This window comes from Microcoleus sp. F4-D5 (assembly GCF_036704885.1).
GTDB lineage: Bacteria > Cyanobacteriota > Cyanobacteriia > Cyanobacteriales > Microcoleaceae > Microcoleus.
In genome coordinates this window covers 26,886-41,978 of the sequence record NZ_JAUBSX010000004.1, presented here as the reverse complement: position 1 = coordinate 41,978, position 15,093 = coordinate 26,886, and the positions used below count along the sequence as shown (strand labels likewise).

Below are 15,093 nucleotides of genomic sequence, written 5' to 3'. Positions count from 1 at the left end.
ATTGGTGGCAGTTTCAGCAAATCGGTTGATTCCGAGATATTTCATTACCAAACCGCAATTTTTTATTTATAGAAAGCGGGTTTCTGAGGACTTAATGCCAGTCTATTCAAATCACCGAAAAATATCGAACAACCGAAATATTCCTAACAGCGGGCTGAGAGGCGCGAGAGTGCCGCCTACATTATCCGAGAACGTAGCGCGACCCGATCGCCTTACCATAATTACATCATTATTTTTCAGTTTGGGATTAGTTTCTTCATTGGCAGTTGCAGAAAAATTAACCTTAACAGTTAGCTGGGAAACTGTGCCGTTAGGATTGAGGCGAATTAAATCCACCGAATCCATTTGAGCCCGCGCTTTATTAAAACCTCCCGCTGCTACCAGCGCTTGATTTAAAGTAGTGTTGGGCACCACCGCAATCGCTCCCGGTTTCACGACTTCTCCCACAATGTTGACCTTAATCGTATCCGGTGAAAAATTAGAATTAGCAACTTGTTCGTCTTGGGTGGCATCGAGGTTTTCGGCTTTGGGAACGATTACCGTATCTCCCTGTTGCAGGGCTAAATCTTGGGATACATCTGCTGCTTCCAAAAGTTGCCACAAATTCACATTAATAATTTGTTCTGTACCCGCCCGCGTCAGGCGGCGAACTTGTATGTTTCTGATATCAGCTACCGGCGTAATGCCGCCCGCCATTTTAATTGCCCTCGTTACAGTTTGCTGCAAAATAGTTTCCCCGCCGTTTGTTTCGCTAGCAGCAAACAAACCAGAATTTTCACCCATTTCATTCTCTTGTACCCTACTTTGAGCCTCTTTTGCCAAAGTATAAGTACCGGGGCGAGTTACTTCGCCCACCACAGCAATATTAATTGGTTGAGTGCTTTGGCCGGTAATGTTAGCTACGGCTAAAGTCGGTGCTTCTTGGCGGTTGAGGCTAGTTACAGTGGGAATAAATATAGTATCGCCGTCGCGCAAAGTCATATCGGCCCGCAAATCGCCGTTTTGCAATAATTCCCACAAATCCACACTAATAATTTGTTCCGGTGCGTTGCGCTGAGGGCGGCGGATTTTGATTTGCCGCACGTCTGCTGACTGGGTAATTCCGCCGGCCATTCGCAGAGCCCGCGATATCGTTGGCATTTGAGTTCCCATTTGCTCTGCTGTGCCTCCGGGGCCTGCTGCTGAGGATATTGTATAGGCTCCGGGGCGGTTGATTTCGCCCGCGATCGCAATTTGCAAAGGACGCGGTGCCAGCAATTTCAGCGTAATCCAAGGACGTTTGAGGTATTTGCCGTATCGCTCTTTAACTGCATTAGAAGCTTGTTCTAAGGTCATCCCGTACACCGAAACGCTGCCAACTAAGGGCAAACTCAGGGAACCGTCGGCCTGTACTTGGTGTTGACCGTTGGGGCCGCTGTATTCCGGGACGTTGAAGATGTCCATTTGAATGCGATCGCCCGCGCCTAAAGTGTAGACTTCCGATCGTACACTTGAAGGTGCACTTGCCGGAACCGCCGGAAATCCTGGCACTTCGGGCACGGGTACGGGAACAGAAGAGCCTGGAGGAGGAGGAGGAGGCAAAAACTGGCCAATCGCCGGAGATGAACCCGCAGCCAGCGCTGAAACTGTTAAAAATTTGACCGTAAAACCTTTGACAGTATTGAATTTTGAATAGTTTTTGCTCGCCATCGCCTTTTGCCCTTATCCGCTTCCTACCCCGCCACCATCAAATGTAACCCAACTCTTCTAACTTGCTCAGAACTTTTTTAACACTCTCTTCCACATTTTCTCGCTCTGTGTAACAAATAATTTCAGGATTGAGCGGTTCTTCATAAGGATCGTCAATTCCCGTAAAACCCTTAATTTCTCCGGCTCTCGCCTTAGCGTACAGCCCCTTGACATCGCGAACTTCGCACACTTCTAACGGCGCTCTGACATATACTTCCACAAAATTTGGCTCGATTGCTCTAATTTCGTCGCGAATTGCTCTGTAGGGGCTAATAGCTGCGGTAATTGCCACAACTCCATTGCGACTCAGCAAGTTGGCGACAAACCCAATCCGCCGAATATTAGTATCTCGGTCTTCTCGGCTAAATCCCAAACCTTTTGACAAGTTGGTGCGAACGACATCTCCATCCAATATTTCAACTTTGCAACCTCTTGCCTTCAGTTCGGGTTCGAGAGCTTTGGTGATAGTTGTCTTGCCGGAACCGCTCAGCCCGGTGAACCACAAAATAAAACCTTTTTCCATTTTCAGCCGTTAATTAGTAACTGGGAAATTATTAAGACGTAAAACTTTATAGATGCAGTTCCCTTTTTTCTATTATCGTTATTCGCGGTGTCATATTAGCAATATTTGCGGGCAAAAAGTGAGAAATCAAAAGTTGCGATCGCTCCTGGGGTCATTTAGTCACAAAATTGTGCGATCGCTGTATAATTCCCGATTTATTATTTGTCAAGTATTTATACAGTAAAATTCACTGCGCGATCGCAAACACCGAACATCTATCCCTAGCGAACCGATCGCCTTACTGAGCCTTTCGCAATCTAAAATCTAAAATCTAAAATGCTATTGCCCATGTCTTCGGTCTTAAAAGCAGATGTTTTGGTAGTCGGTGGCGGCACCGGCGGCACCGCTGCTGCGGTGCAAGCAGCCCGCCGAGGTGCCAAAACTATTTTAGTAAGCGAATTCCCCTGGCTGGGAGGAATGCTGACTTCGGCTGGCGTTTGTGCCCCCGATGGCAATGAATTAGCAGCTTTTCAAACCGGTTTGTGGGGCGCGTTTCTCCGGGAACTCCAGCAGCGACAGCCGGGAGGTTTGGATTGGGGTTGGGTCAGTTTTTTTACTTACGATCCCCGCACCGGTGCTGAAATTTTCGCTGATTGGGTTAAATGTTTGCCGAACTTACAGTGGATTTGTGGACAAAAAGCTCAAGATGTGGTAAGGGAAGGATCTCGCATTGCTGGCGTTCGGTTTGCAAATTTTACGGTTTCGGCCAAAATCACTTTGGATGCAACGGAATTGGGAGATTTGCTGGCTTTAGGGGAAGTTGGGCACCGCTGGGGTTGGGAATTCCAAGCCGAGTGGGGAGAACCCAGCGCACCGGCTGCTTCTAACGCTCTGACAGAGCGCTATTCGGTGCAAGCTCCGACTTGGGTGGCAATTATGCAGGATTTTGGTAAAGCTGGGGCCGGGCCAGAAATTCCCGCCCCGCCTGTTGACAATCCCGATCGATTTACTGGTGCTTGGGACGGTTACACTCCCGAACAATTTCTCAATTACGGCAGGCTTCCGGGGGGATTGTTGATGATTAATTGGCCGATTCGAGGTAATGATTATGGTGAAGGGGTCGATCGACTAATTGCATCTGAAGCATCTCAACAAGAATTCCTGCAAGAAAGTCTGTGGCACACTCAAAGTTTCGCCCGTTTCATTCAAACCCAACTCGGCCGCCGCTACGGCTTAGCACAGAATATTTTCCCCATTTCCACGATCGAAAATCAACAAAATTCTTCCATTCTTCCTTCCTTTGCCTTGCATCCTTACTACCGAGAAAGCCGGCGTTTGCGAGGAGTACAAACCATCAGAGAACAAGATATTTTGCCTGTTGTCGGTGGAAGAGTCGCGAAGTTGCCGATAAATTATCAGGGCATTTGTGAAACAATTGCGATCGGCAACTATGCCAACGACCACCACTACACCAGTGGCGACATTCCCTTGCAGCCCAAATCGATCCGCTGGGGCGGCCGCTGGACGGGAACTCCGTTTACCGTTCCTTACAGCGCGCTAATTCCTGCGAGTACAGACGGTTTGCTAGTCTGCGAAAAAAATATTTCTGTCTCTCACATCGCCAACGGTGCAACTCGCTTGCAACCGACGGTAATGAATATCGGACAGGCGGCGGGGATGGCGGCGGCTTTGTGCGCGGAATCTGGATGTCAGCCGCGGGATTTGCCCGTGAGAGTGTTGCAAGAAGCTTTGCTGCAAGATTCCGAGGCGAGTGCGGCGGTTATTCCTTTATTTAATTTGACACGGGATCGATCGGACTGGCTCGACTGGCAACGCTATTATCTCGATCGGCCTCAAGCATATCCCGCCAGCGGCGAATGTCCTTTGTCTGTAGAGAAACAAAGCAGTAAAACAGCAAATACCCACAGCGAGTTTTCGGGCATTTTCCGCCGCCTGCGCGAACAAGACTGGACACTAACGCTGACAAGTCCCGCATCTGTAGCAGGTCAAACTTGGCAACTCGTGACTTTGGACTCGGAAACCGACAGATTTTTACAAGGTTGCGAAACCGAAAAGCCTTTGACAGTATGGGGTAGGCTGAATTTTGCCGGTGCTTGGCTGCTGGCGGGATCGGTAGAATTGAAGAGGTAGGGTTTTTTGCACAGATCCGAAAATTGCACAGATATCTATCCTGATAGACCGGGGCAAGTCCGTATCACGTAATAGACACTGACACGGATACTACCCATGCACACCTACACTGCAATTGCTTTACTGAGCCTGTTGGGCATTACCTTGAGTGCCAGCGCCGCTCGAGCTTTTGAATCTCCACTCCCAATGCTCGAAACTGCTACCGCCCAATATATGTTGTCAGCCCAAACTCAACAAAAAGGCGAGCGCGGTCCTGAGAGAGGCAGCGGACGCAGGAATTTTACTGAGCCAAATGTTTACACTCATCCGCTACAAGATTTCTAATGGCACTGGACGCAAGCGATTACCATAACTGAGTTGGTTCTGGCCGTTCATTCGAGCGCGCGATCGGATTTTCTGGGATTCTAGTTTTTCAGGTTAAGCGACAACTGCAATTTTTGTGAACAGTTATTAGGAGATTCTTTTTGTGTGATAAATGTTAGCATATAGACCTGGAACCGCCATCTACCTAGAGATAGATTCTAGTAGGTGGCGGTTTTGTATTGAAAACCCTTCAATAAAACAGGAATTAGCCAAAAGCCTCCGATAGTCTGGGTTTTTTAACCGATATCCCTCGCCCTCCCCGCCATATTTTAGTTTGTCAAACCGAGTTTGGCATCCATGACTATTCAATAATTATCACTTCGGACTCGCCTCAAAGTCCTCGGAGCGCAAAAGTTATTTACCTTCTCTCCACCGCAGGTGGGGTTGAATTTTCAACGGCTGCACTATAATTAACGTGCGATCGCTAACTTATATATAGGTAAACTGTCAGCGCAGAGGGTGCAGCAATCTACTTAAATTGGCCACCAATAAGAACCACTTATGCGGTGTGGATAGCCTTTAAGCCCATGCCCCTGTTACCTCAGGGAAATTAACTAACCTGAATATTAGGGTAGCTGGCAAGCTTTCCGGCGACAGTCGGCTATGCTTGATTCGGCGCTCTCGCAATAATTTAATGGAGGACGACAAAATGCCTCCTAATTTGGCTATTTCGGGGATAGTGATGAAAAATGACTCTTTGGATCTGGTCAAAAGCCTCAGCCCTAGTGCAATGGATCAGATCATGCTATATCTGGCGTTTAGCGCCATGAGAACCAGTGGGCACAGGCACGGGGCGTTTCTAGACGCGGCCGCAACGGCGGCTAAGTGTGCTATTTACATGACCTATATTGAGGAAAAAAACAACCTGCGGATGACTGGACACTTGCATCACATTGAGCCTAAACGGGTGAAGGTGATTGTTGAGGAAGTCCAGGAAGCTCTGACTCAGGGAAAATTGCTGAAAATGTTGGGTTCCCAGGAACCTAGATATTTGATTCAGTTTCCTTATGTCTGGCTGGAACAGTATCCTTGGTTGCCGGGACGCCCTCGGATTCCCGGGAACCACTTGACTGCGGATGAAAAAAAATATCTCGAAGGCAAGATTCCTCCGAATCCCCCTGACGCTCAACTGATCAATTCTTTTCAGTTTATGGAGTTGATCGAGTTTCTGCACAGGCGATCGCAAGAAGATATGCCTCCAGAAAGGCGAATGCCTTTGAGCGAAGCTTTAGCAGAACATATCAAGCGGCGCTTGATCTATTCGGGAACAGTCACTCGCATTGATGCTCCTTGGGGAATGCCGTTTTATGCCCTCACTCGCGCTACTTACTCTCCCGCAGAGCAGGAAGAGCGGACATTTACTATGGTTGAGGATACGGCTAGATATTTCCGGCTGATGAAGGACTGGGCGGAAAAACAACCGAAGGTGATGCGAATTATGGAAACTTTGGATATTCCGCCGGAACGCCTCGACCAAGCTCTTGAGGAATTAGATGAGATTATTCGCAATTGGGCCGATCGCTATCACAAGCGGGGCGAACCGACGATGATTTTACAAATGGTTTTTGGGCCGCAAGACGACGCTTAGTTTGATTAACTATTAATCATTAGTCATGAGTTGATTGCTTGAGACTTATGACTAATGATTAATAGCTAATAGCCCTGGACGGCGCCACAGGCTTTTTTTCCAAAAATACTGTGTTATTATATCGTGTCCGATCGAGTGACCGCGATTAAAAGGTCGGGTTTTTGAGATTGGAGATTGTTGGCAGATATTTTTCGTGAAGCTGCCCCTACCGTATTAGGGGTAATCGACCGGACATAATATTAATCGTTTGAATTATCGTAAAAAACCAGGTTGATTGGGTCGCAAATGCGTCCGCATTAACTAAGCTAAAAAAGCTTTCCAGGCCGCCGCTAAAACGATCGCAGCGATCGCTCCTATGAGTGTATTGAAAAAATTGACTAGCTCGTTCGTGAGCCACTCAAACTTTGATTGCACCGTCGCCCCAATCACGCTCTCGATGTTCGTGGCAATAAAAGCTGCAATAACACAAAAAACAATTCCTGTCAAATCAATTAAACCGACGGCCCAACTCAACAGCGCAATCAGAATTGAACCGACAATACCCGCGATCGTTCCTTCCAAACTTACGGCCCCTTCGGTACCCCTAGGTACAGGCTGCAAGCTGGTAATCAAAAAAGTCCGCTTGCCGTAAGCTTTGCCGATTTCGCTAGCGCAGGTATCCGAAAGTTTGGTGCAAAAACTCGCCGCGTAACCCAGCAATAACAGGGAAATAGCATCTTGTGGCACAGGCATCTTGCCTGTCTCTCCTAAAACAGCCATCTTTCCTGTCTCTCCTAAAATAGATAATGCCAAAACTCCCAAAGCGCAAAGAGTAGCGGTTAAAGCCGAACCCCAGACATTTTCTGGACCTCGGGCGCCGGAACGCTTTTCGGCTATGCCTTCTGCTTCTTTTTGGGCTTTGCCGATGCTGGTAACTCCCGATCCGACAAGAAAGTAAAACATCACCACAGCATAGCCTTGCCATCCCAAACAGCCCCAGATGAGGACGCCCAATACCCAGCCGTGAAATTGGCCGGCGGGAGTGAGCAATTTTTTAGGAGCAATGGTGCCGATCGCGAGTAAAACTGTATTTAGGGCGATCGCCACCAACCAAGGATTAGACCAAGATAAATAATTAAAGAACAATTCTGAATTCTGCATTTAGTACCTCCATGAACCAAGTCTTATTTCATCTTGCCTTCCCCGTGACCGATATTGCCCAAACAAAAGCGTTCTATGTAGACGGGCTGGGCTGCAAACTAGGTCGCGAATCACCTAATTCTGCGATTATGGGTCTGTGCGGCCATCAAATTGTCGCCCACGTCAGCCACGAACCTTTGACGCCTCAGCGAGGCATCTATCCCCGGCATTTCGGGTTAATTTTTACTTCCGAAGCTGACTGGGAAGGGTTGCTAAAAAAAGCCCAGCAAAATAACTTAAATTTCTATCAAGAACCGAGACGGCGATTTGTCGGTTTGCCTACAGAACACCGTACTTTCTTCTTAGAAGACCCTTTCCACAATATACTGGAGTTCAAGTATTACTGTGAAGCTGAAGCAATTTTTGGCCGCAGCGAATACGCTGAAGTTGGGGACGCTGTTTGATATCTAATCCGGTAGCGATTTGCCTCTTGTGGGGGCAGGTTTACGAGATTGTTGTTTTAGGCAATTATTGTAGGTGAAACCCGCCCCTACAAAATTTGACATTATAATACAAGAATGAATCAAACGGTTAATCGTGATTTTTCAATGGTTCTGAAAGTGCTTCAGCGACCGCTTTTAAACTGCTGGAATGCCTCGCCATCATGGCGTGGGCGAATACGGACAATTTTACTTCTTTTGCAGCAGATATTTGGGAACTAGAAGCCGGTACGATGATGAAATCCCAATCAGTCCAAATCGAAGTAAAATTGAGCTTTTCCAACAAGGCTGCATCTCGATTTAAATCTTCCAGAAAAGCACTGCCAGGACGCATTTGGATGCAGCCTTTTCCCCAGAGAGTGTAAGCCATCCAAGTACCGCTGTGAGGAGAAGATATGGCAATAAAGCGCTGCACTCGGTTAATGCCGCCTAACCTTTGCAGGTAGTAGCGAGTTACTAAACCGCCCATGCTCAATCCTACTATATCTAGATGCTGTTCGGGCGCAAAGGTTTTGTCTATATAATCTGCTATTTGTTGGGCTAATTCGTCTATGCTCGCATTGCCCCAATGGGGCGAGAGGTTGATGGTGTAGACTGACCACCCGAGTTGGGTGAGATAGGCAGACATTTTGTGAAAAATTCCCGATTTTCTGAAGATTCCGTGAATTAGCAAGACGGGATTGCGGCTGAAATCGCTATTCATTTTTAAGTGGGAATTTTATTTTCTATAGGTGCTTTGAGTTCTTCAACTACTGCGTTAATACTTTGGGGCTCTGTCACCATTTGGCGGTGCAGCAAAACGTTGACTTTAACTTCTTTACCTACTGGCATTTGGGAGCTGTTCGCCGGTACAATCATGATGTCAAATGGCGTCCACATTGATGTAAAGTTTAGGCGTTTGAGCATTGTCACATCTTGATTCAAATCGCGCAGCAAGCGACTGTCGGGGCGCATATCCAGGTATCCTGGTAGGCGTAGGGAATAGGCGGTGAGGGTGCCGCGGTGGGGGGAAGATAGGGTGATGAAACGCTGTACTCGGTTGATTCCTCCGAGTCGCTGGACGTAGTAGCGGCTGACGATGCCGCCCATGCTGTAGCCTATTATGTCTAAAGATTGTTCTGGATCGAAGGTTTCAGAGATGTAGTCTGCGAGTTGCTTGGCCAGTAAGTCGAGGCCGAGGCTGCCGTCGTTGGGGGTGAGGTTGAGGCTGTGGACTGACCATCCGAGTTGGGTGAGGCGGGCAGACATTTTGCTGAAAATAATCTTTGTGTCCCAGATGCCGTGTATGAGGATGACGGGATTGCGATCGAGCGAACTGTTCATTTGAAAAGAAAATTGCTTGCTGATTACAGCATAGATTACTCCCCTAGGGAGTTTGACCCCTACTAGGACAGCTAGCGAATCGGATCGAGGTACGATCGGCAATTAGTGGGAATCGCTAACAAATTCTGAGATACTTTGTAAATAAGTGCAAAGCTGTGATGGTATTTATACCTAAAAATTGCTTGGATGAGGTAGCTTAAATACAGCAAAATGTAAATTTTGATTAAGAAATGTAGACAAAAGTTGCCTAACCTCGTAGTCTAATTTTGTTGACAAGCTTGTACAAATTTCTCTAAAAGAACAAAAGGAGTAAGTCTAATGTTTGGTTTTATCAAAAATTTCTTCGGCGGTATTTTCGGCTTTTTCGCCAGACTGTTGGGCTTGAAAAAGTCTGAATATTTCCTAGATTTGGGCGAATCTTCGACCAAGGAACCGGCAAAAGTTGCGCCTGCGAAGGCTGAGCCTGTTGCGGTCGCACCGGCAAAAGTTGAGCCTGTTAAGTCTGAGAAGTCTGAGAAGTCTGAGAAGTCTGAGAAGTCTGAGAAGTCTGAACCAGCTAAAAAGGCTAAGGTAGAGAAAAAGTCTAAGAAAGAAAAGGAACCAGCCGCTAGCGTTCCCGCTAAGACTCCTGAACCCGCGAAGGTACCTGCTGCCGCAGCAAATAACGGGAAAGTGCCGAGTCAACCTGAACCTATTCGGACTTTTGCTCCTAATAATTTAATGCCGACATCAACAACAACTCGTCGGAGCCCCGGCCCCAGCATGAACAATTTCCGGGAAATGGCCCGTCAGGTGAAAACAAAGTAAGAAATGAGGAATTGATAATAGGGAATTGGGCATTGGATAATTCCCAATGCTGGCGTTAAAAAATTAAAAATGGGATTACTCATTTTTAATTTTAACTCTTTGTTCTATTCCCTATTTTCTGGGTTTCGGAGGAATGCTAATCCGCTGTATAGCTGAAAAGCTGAATCCCAAGGAGTTTCGGATTTGCGATCGACTTCTATATGAGATTCGATCTTGCTCAACATATTAGTGTAATCGAGCACTGTCTCGGCAAAGGGCGTAAATTCTGACCAAACTGTAACGTCAAGCTGGCGATCGAATATTTCCAGTAAGTTATTCCAGTTAATTCGGGTGGTACTTTGAGGAATCTGTTGAGAGTTTTTGACTCTGGATGTTTTGTTTTTTGGATTAGGTGAAGTGGGGATCTCCGCAGAAGCTTTGATGAATTCCACTCCTTGTTGAAATTCGTAACTTTGGTCGCAAATTCGCAGAATGCAGTTTCTGCTGGGAATGTGCAAGTCACAGATTTGAGCGTAATCTTGCCTGATTTCTCTGTGGCGAAATTGCTCCTTTCTTCGGTTGGGGGAGTAGTCCATGACTTCGATGAACATCGGCAACAAGCCTTCTACTCTTTGGGTAACTTCTGACCAGTTAAATTCGATGGCACCGAGTCTATCGAGTCGATCTTTGCAAACAACGGCTGGGGAAGAGAGAGACTGGAAGTGTTGCACTCGGAATATTTGGATTTTTTGAATATCCGTTAGGGTAGCCCAAAATACGGGAATCCCGGCGTTGAGGAGTTCTTGACCGTAAATTCGGAGTTCGGCAATGGGGCCTGTTTTGTAAAGTCTCCAGCCGCGGCTTTGGATTTGCATCCGGGTTGTGTATGCGTCGATTTTGAAGATTCTGCTGATATTTTGAATTGCTGCGGGTTTGTTTTCCGGGCTAACTGGTTCGAGGATGAGGAGTCCGGGTTCGAGGTTGCTGGGGTCGTTTTTGGCGGTTTCTATGGCTTGTTGGCGGAGGTTTTGTTGTGCGATTTCAATCCGTTGAATAGCTTGGCGGGTCTGGGAGACGATTTTGGGGTTGGTGATGTCGCGGAGTATTTGTTTGTAGGTTGTTTGAGCTTTTTCGAGGTTTTTGGTGAGTTCGTAGTAGCGGGCGATATAGTATTGCACCCACGGATTTTCGGGGGATTCTTTTTGCAGTTTTTTGATGAGTTGGGCAGCTTGTTTGTATTCTTTATCCTCTAAGGCGGCGGCTATTTGGTTGATGTCTGTCATGGCGATTGCGGGAATGGCGTTGTTTCTATCTTGGCTGATGTTTGGGTGGTTTCGCCACTGGTTAACAAATTTCGCTGTTGTGTTAACTTATAGATATGATATGAAACTATGACAATCATTGAAAAAATACGTGTCAAAATTGTCAAAAATGATTTTGAGCTTTCACAACACGCAGTAAACCAAAGCATAGTTCGCCGTATCAGGGTACAAGAACTCCGGGAAGCTATAATGGCTGGTGAAGTTATCGAAGAGTATCCGAATGACAAATATGGTCCAAGCTGTTTGATTTTCGGCTTCACTATTGGCAATAGACCTTTGCACGTTCAGTGCAGTTATCCATCTCGTCCTTTGGTAAAAATCATTACTTTATACGAACCAGATCCGAAAATTTGGATTGATTTTAAGTTAAGGATAAATCAAAATGAACAATGATATTTGGCAAGAAACAATGGTGGAACAAAAAGTAAGTTATACCCTTGAAATCAAGGGTAAGTTTATTATTATTGAAAATGTTCCTGCTAGAGTGTGTTTGGAAACGGGAGAGCGATTTTTTTCGCCTGAAACTGTGGAACAGTTGCAAAAGATGATTTGGGAAGATAGAAAGCCGACTAGGGTGATTGAAACACCTGTTTTTGAATTTGCTTAGGAGTTGGTTAAAGTTCAGTTAAAGTTGATTGGAATTAACGCTTAAGCTGTAAGTACCTTTGCTTGTACGATCGCCTCCTTTAACAAATATTTTATAAGTGCCGTTACTAGGCAATTTTACGGTGAGTTGAGACTCTCGGCGATTCAGGGAGTTGCCTGTTTTTTCGGCAATATTTTTGCCGCTGGTGTCGAACAGTGTTATGTTGTTGTCGAATGCTCTACTTTTGAGGTCGATCGTAATAGATTGACCGGCCCGTCCTTGAAATGTGTGTTGGCGGGATTCGCCTTCTTTTAAGGTTTCTCGGCGCTGTAGGATGGAAAGGGAGGTGAGTTTTGGTCGATCGACATTGCTCAATTCTAAGCCGTAATTTGTCACGGGCGCTTCGGGGCCATTTCCTTCTCTGACTGCGATGATAAAGGCTGTTTTGTTGTTGGGTTCTCGGGCTATTTTGTCAATAAATTGGGATTGTATTTGTTTTGCTGTTAGAGGTTTAGGTTGGTTGAAGTTGGGTTTTGAGGTACAAAAAAGCACGGCTCCGTCTAGATAGCGGGCGGCGTAGAACCAGTAGTTTTGACCGTTAGTTGTAAATTCGTTTCTGCTAAAAATAGTAAATCTTTCAAGTTGCGGTAGTTGCTGGTTGCGCTGGCAATTTTTATCGATGTAGATTTGGTTGGCGGATGGCTGTCGCTGCGCGAAAACTGCTGGTACGGTGGTGCTGGCAATTGCTGAGATGAGGGTGAGGGTGAAGGTGAAGGGCGATCGACATTTCATGATTTTTATCCTCATTTTTGTGTTGATTGGTTCAGAAGTATCAATCTATTGCTTGTTTGGCAAACAAGCAGTACAACCAGTCGCCTGAAATTGTGGGATAATTCTAGAGGTGTCACGCCCATAAAATGAGTTCGCCAGCTATTTCAGTGCGATTAGCCTCACTTATTGTGCAAATACAATGATGTTGCACCTAAAATTGTCACAGTCACGACTGCACTCAAAAACTCTCTTCCTTTCTGGATCGTCTTTTTGATCTCCTTTACAAGTGATATCTCAAACACAAATTACTTGCCATATTAAGCACACCCTTCTGTGTACTCAACTTCAGGAAGTTTTCCCGATCGGAAACTTGTTACCCGATTGCTGCTAGTCTCAAAAATCATACGGTAGTTTTTGTCCGCCGCATCTTTCGGCACAAAAGTTAGATATTTCCCGTTTTGAGGTGGCATACCTATATAAGGATGCGGTGTTGCTTTAATCTGACCTGGATAAAGTGATAAAATTCTGTTTTCAGTATCCCCAATTTTAGCGCCTTTGATTGTAGTAAACCGCTGGTTGCTAATATCAACTCTAGCAATGCGACCCTTTGCTACCATAAAACTAATTCCTTTTGGTTCTGTTTGTGGCTTAAAATACGAACAATAATAGTCGTCAGGGCCACTAATCCCACTTTTAATTAATTTAATCCCAGCAGAGCGTGAGGCTTCACCAACGGTCATTCCTACTCGGATCGGCCCAATTCCATTAAGCGCGAGTTTCGCTCGCTCTGTCAGTTTGGCTTGAGCGTTGACTGATGTTGCCCACACAGAAACAATGACTATTGTGCTGATGAATAATGTAAAAAATATCGATCGCCCTTTCATGAATTTTCTTCTCTGTTTCCAAAAACGTCTTCTTATTGCAAACCCTCAGCCTTGCTCAACAGCAACTGTAGCGATACCCAAAAGCCTATATCTATATATCTATCTCTCTTCGCCTCATTCCGCTATTTCTATGCGAAATAGCGATTTTTGTAACAAAATTTTACATAAAATAGATAAAAATTGGCGATTGAAACCGATCCTATACAAACTATCGTCCCTCTCGCTTGAAACTAAAGAATAAACAGAATATTAAAGGCGGATTTGCTACGATCCAATCGCCCGGAACAGGTCGCTCTCCATCGGCGCTAAAGGGAATTAAACCCGTTTAAATACTTTTCTAGTTGCCCAGTGCGCTGTTTAGTCATCCGATCCAAACATTCATTGAGGAAACCTCCATAACCCGTACCGCCACGATTTTTATAAACTTCAAATTCACAGGTTTTATCTCTTAACTTAATCCACCCTAATTGTGCTTCGGAAAGTAGCGATCGCTCTTCGCCGCTCAATTGGAACATCAGTTGTTGGTAAACCTCGTTAAGTTGTCGATCCGAGGCCTCATACTTCAACCGAATACAAGTTCTGACTTGGGCATCTCCTTGAGGGCGATCGCAATTAATCTGTTGAGCAAGGGGAAAGCTAGGAGATTGTGCAGAAACTGATGTTGTAGCGAAAATTGCCAAAAGCGCGTGAAGCGAAGCTATCCCGTAGGGAATCGACCAAAAGAGCGCTCGACCTTTCCTCAACCATATTTTCATTGCCCGTCAACCCATTTATCTGATAATTCCTCTTAACACGAGACAGAGTTTATTTGATTAATTTAAATATTTTTTTATATTTACTGAATTGAAACGCCTTTTTTGATTAGATTCCCAAAGTGTGCTTGAGTGCTGCATCCACTGCTGACATATCTGACCAAGTACCAATTTTGCGATCGATTTCAATTTCTAGAAGCGTCACAAGATTGTCTGTCATAATTACCGAGTCAGCTAGCAATCCCGTTTGCTGCCCGGACGGTGTTGCTAGGGAAACAAAAACCCGGCTTGGGTGTCCTGAACGGGCTAAGTTGCTAGTAATCATTGCCGTAATTGTTTGCCCTAAACCAGTCCCCAGATTATTAGCTTGAACTATCAAAGCTGGACGGCGTTTCGCAGTACGCAAATCCGAGCTGGGGAACAAAACCAAAACCACATCACCGCGACTATAAGGCATCGTAAGCATCCATCTCCGGTAGTTCCCAATCAGGAGCAAATCTACTCAACCGAACCCGTAAATCTGCCGCTTGTTCCTGGTTGATACCGCGAGATTGCAAGTTTACTAAGCCAACTTTTGGCATAAAAGTAACAATAACTTGCGCTTCTTCTATGTCGGCGGGCATTTCCAATAACTCAATTTTGCCATTTCGGTATATCCCCTCTACTGACTGTAACATATTACTCCTCTGATAATTATCTATTTACATTTTAGCGGCGA

At 45.7% G+C, this 15,093-nt stretch carries 18 protein-coding genes; 7 read left to right on the top strand and 11 right to left on the bottom strand.

Features of this window, described 5'->3' with window-relative positions:
* Window positions 1-111: 111 nt before the first annotated feature.
* Window positions 112-1,689 carry an SLBB domain-containing protein gene (locus QUA80_RS03225; RefSeq protein ID WP_333421356.1) on the bottom strand — a complete coding sequence of 526 codons (1,578 nt, stop codon included), beginning with the start codon at window positions 1,687-1,689 and terminating at the stop codon, window positions 112-114.
* 37 nt (window positions 1,690-1,726) lie between these two features.
* The gene (gene cysC / locus QUA80_RS03220; protein ID WP_333421354.1) at window positions 1,727-2,251 is read right to left on the bottom strand and encodes an adenylyl-sulfate kinase; all 525 of its coding nucleotides are present in this window, start codon (window positions 2,249-2,251) and stop codon (window positions 1,727-1,729) included.
* Window positions 2,252-2,578: 327 nt separating this feature from the next.
* On the opposite strand from cysC, the gene QUA80_RS03215 reads away from it, so the two are divergent.
* The 3 genes from QUA80_RS03215 to hetR all read left to right on the top strand — a co-directional run bounded on the left by QUA80_RS03215 (window position 2,579) and on the right by hetR (window position 6,332).
* Window positions 2,579-4,381 carry an FAD-dependent oxidoreductase gene (locus tag QUA80_RS03215; protein ID WP_333421352.1) on the top strand — a complete coding sequence of 601 codons (1,803 nt, stop codon included), beginning with the start codon at window positions 2,579-2,581 and terminating at the stop codon, window positions 4,379-4,381.
* A 96-nt stretch (window positions 4,382-4,477) separates the two neighbouring features.
* Window positions 4,478-4,705 carry a heterocyst-inhibiting protein PatX gene (gene patX, locus QUA80_RS03210; RefSeq protein WP_333238891.1) on the top strand — a complete coding sequence of 76 codons (228 nt, stop codon included), beginning with the start codon at window positions 4,478-4,480 and terminating at the stop codon, window positions 4,703-4,705.
* Window positions 4,706-5,426: 721 nt separating this feature from the next.
* Window positions 5,427-6,332 carry a heterocyst differentiation master regulator HetR gene (hetR, locus tag QUA80_RS03205; protein WP_333421536.1) on the top strand — a complete coding sequence of 302 codons (906 nt, stop codon included), beginning with the start codon at window positions 5,427-5,429 and terminating at the stop codon, window positions 6,330-6,332.
* A 300-nt stretch (window positions 6,333-6,632) separates the two neighbouring features.
* Here hetR and QUA80_RS03200 read toward each other — a convergent pair whose 3' ends face one another.
* Complete coding sequence (locus QUA80_RS03200) at window positions 6,633-7,472, bottom strand: TIGR00297 family protein (protein WP_333421350.1); 840 nt, start codon at window positions 7,470-7,472, stop codon at window positions 6,633-6,635.
* A gap of 11 nt (window positions 7,473-7,483) precedes the next feature.
* Between QUA80_RS03200 and QUA80_RS03195 the strand changes: the two genes are divergently transcribed.
* Window positions 7,484-7,915 (top strand): VOC family protein, encoded by a 432-nt coding sequence (locus QUA80_RS03195; protein WP_333421348.1) that lies wholly within the window; start codon window positions 7,484-7,486, stop codon window positions 7,913-7,915.
* Between the two features lie 127 nt (window positions 7,916-8,042).
* Here the strand turns inward: QUA80_RS03195 and QUA80_RS03190 are convergent, their stop codons facing one another.
* Both QUA80_RS03190 and QUA80_RS03185 read right to left on the bottom strand, forming a co-directional pair.
* A complete protein-coding gene (locus QUA80_RS03190; protein WP_333421346.1) occupies window positions 8,043-8,654 on the bottom strand; it encodes an alpha/beta fold hydrolase in 612 nt (203 codons plus the stop codon).
* Between the two features lie 2 nt (window positions 8,655-8,656).
* Window positions 8,657-9,274, bottom strand: a complete 618-nt coding sequence (locus tag QUA80_RS03185; protein ID WP_333421344.1) for a triacylglycerol lipase — start codon at window positions 9,272-9,274, stop codon at window positions 8,657-8,659.
* Window positions 9,275-9,592: 318 nt separating this feature from the next.
* On the opposite strand from QUA80_RS03185, the gene QUA80_RS03180 reads away from it, so the two are divergent.
* On the top strand, window positions 9,593-10,081 hold the full coding sequence (locus tag QUA80_RS03180; RefSeq protein WP_333421342.1) for a hypothetical protein: 489 nt from the start codon (window positions 9,593-9,595) through the stop codon (window positions 10,079-10,081).
* 104 nt (window positions 10,082-10,185) lie between these two features.
* Here QUA80_RS03180 and QUA80_RS03175 read toward each other — a convergent pair whose 3' ends face one another.
* Window positions 10,186-11,343 (bottom strand): tetratricopeptide repeat protein, encoded by a 1,158-nt coding sequence (locus QUA80_RS03175; RefSeq protein ID WP_333421340.1) that lies wholly within the window; start codon window positions 11,341-11,343, stop codon window positions 10,186-10,188.
* 108 nt (window positions 11,344-11,451) lie between these two features.
* On the opposite strand from QUA80_RS03175, the gene QUA80_RS03170 reads away from it, so the two are divergent.
* Window positions 11,452-11,775 carry a DUF4258 domain-containing protein gene (locus tag QUA80_RS03170; protein ID WP_333421338.1) on the top strand — a complete coding sequence of 108 codons (324 nt, stop codon included), beginning with the start codon at window positions 11,452-11,454 and terminating at the stop codon, window positions 11,773-11,775.
* Window positions 11,765-11,989: a YgiT-type zinc finger protein gene (locus tag QUA80_RS03165; RefSeq protein WP_015174123.1), complete on the top strand. Its 225-nt coding sequence runs from the start codon at window positions 11,765-11,767 to the stop codon at window positions 11,987-11,989. The genes QUA80_RS03170 and QUA80_RS03165 overlap by 11 nt, the downstream gene beginning before the upstream one ends.
* Window positions 11,990-12,007: 18 nt before the next feature.
* On the opposite strand, the gene QUA80_RS03160 is transcribed toward QUA80_RS03165, so the two are convergent.
* The 5 genes from QUA80_RS03160 to QUA80_RS03140 all read right to left on the bottom strand — a co-directional run bounded on the left by QUA80_RS03160 (window position 12,008) and on the right by QUA80_RS03140 (window position 15,052).
* Window positions 12,008-12,775, bottom strand: a complete 768-nt coding sequence (locus QUA80_RS03160; protein ID WP_333421336.1) for a PPC domain-containing protein — start codon at window positions 12,773-12,775, stop codon at window positions 12,008-12,010.
* 281 nt (window positions 12,776-13,056) lie between these two features.
* Window positions 13,057-13,623, bottom strand: coding sequence for a hypothetical protein (locus tag QUA80_RS03155; protein ID WP_333421334.1), 567 nt, complete (start codon window positions 13,621-13,623; stop codon window positions 13,057-13,059).
* Between the two features lie 305 nt (window positions 13,624-13,928).
* Entirely contained in the window at window positions 13,929-14,378 is a 450-nt protein-coding gene (locus tag QUA80_RS03150) for a lysozyme inhibitor LprI family protein (RefSeq protein WP_333421332.1), read from the bottom strand.
* Between the two features lie 106 nt (window positions 14,379-14,484).
* On the bottom strand, window positions 14,485-14,832 hold the full coding sequence (locus QUA80_RS03145; protein ID WP_333421330.1) for a type II toxin-antitoxin system PemK/MazF family toxin: 348 nt from the start codon (window positions 14,830-14,832) through the stop codon (window positions 14,485-14,487).
* The gene (locus tag QUA80_RS03140) at window positions 14,822-15,052 is read right to left on the bottom strand and encodes a hypothetical protein (protein WP_333147873.1); all 231 of its coding nucleotides are present in this window, start codon (window positions 15,050-15,052) and stop codon (window positions 14,822-14,824) included. The genes QUA80_RS03145 and QUA80_RS03140 overlap by 11 nt, the downstream gene beginning before the upstream one ends.
* Window positions 15,053-15,093 lie beyond the last annotated feature (41 nt).

Coding starts and splice junctions, on each gene's coding strand:
- QUA80_RS03225 (WP_333421356.1), bottom strand. CDS start 1,689: ATGGCGAGCAAAAACTATTCAAAATTCAATACTGTCAAAGGTTTTACG.
- cysC (WP_333421354.1), bottom strand. CDS start 2,251: ATGGAAAAAGGTTTTATTTTGTGGTTCACCGGGCTGAGCGGTTCCGGC.
- QUA80_RS03215 (WP_333421352.1), top strand. CDS start 2,579: ATGTCTTCGGTCTTAAAAGCAGATGTTTTGGTAGTCGGTGGCGGCACC.
- patX (WP_333238891.1), top strand. CDS start 4,478: ATGCACACCTACACTGCAATTGCTTTACTGAGCCTGTTGGGCATTACC.
- hetR (WP_333421536.1), top strand. CDS start 5,427: ATGAAAAATGACTCTTTGGATCTGGTCAAAAGCCTCAGCCCTAGTGCA.
- QUA80_RS03200 (WP_333421350.1), bottom strand. CDS start 7,472: ATGCAGAATTCAGAATTGTTCTTTAATTATTTATCTTGGTCTAATCCT.
- QUA80_RS03195 (WP_333421348.1), top strand. CDS start 7,484: ATGAACCAAGTCTTATTTCATCTTGCCTTCCCCGTGACCGATATTGCC.
- QUA80_RS03190 (WP_333421346.1), bottom strand. CDS start 8,654: ATGAATAGCGATTTCAGCCGCAATCCCGTCTTGCTAATTCACGGAATC.
- QUA80_RS03185 (WP_333421344.1), bottom strand. CDS start 9,274: ATGAACAGTTCGCTCGATCGCAATCCCGTCATCCTCATACACGGCATC.
- QUA80_RS03180 (WP_333421342.1), top strand. CDS start 9,593: ATGTTTGGTTTTATCAAAAATTTCTTCGGCGGTATTTTCGGCTTTTTC.
- QUA80_RS03175 (WP_333421340.1), bottom strand. CDS start 11,343: ATGACAGACATCAACCAAATAGCCGCCGCCTTAGAGGATAAAGAATAC.
- QUA80_RS03170 (WP_333421338.1), top strand. CDS start 11,452: ATGACAATCATTGAAAAAATACGTGTCAAAATTGTCAAAAATGATTTT.
- QUA80_RS03165 (WP_015174123.1), top strand. CDS start 11,765: ATGAACAATGATATTTGGCAAGAAACAATGGTGGAACAAAAAGTAAGT.
- QUA80_RS03160 (WP_333421336.1), bottom strand. CDS start 12,775: ATGAGGATAAAAATCATGAAATGTCGATCGCCCTTCACCTTCACCCTC.
- QUA80_RS03155 (WP_333421334.1), bottom strand. CDS start 13,623: ATGAAAGGGCGATCGATATTTTTTACATTATTCATCAGCACAATAGTC.
- QUA80_RS03150 (WP_333421332.1), bottom strand. CDS start 14,378: ATGAAAATATGGTTGAGGAAAGGTCGAGCGCTCTTTTGGTCGATTCCC.
- QUA80_RS03145 (WP_333421330.1), bottom strand. CDS start 14,832: ATGCCTTATAGTCGCGGTGATGTGGTTTTGGTTTTGTTCCCCAGCTCG.
- QUA80_RS03140 (WP_333147873.1), bottom strand. CDS start 15,052: ATGTTACAGTCAGTAGAGGGGATATACCGAAATGGCAAAATTGAGTTA.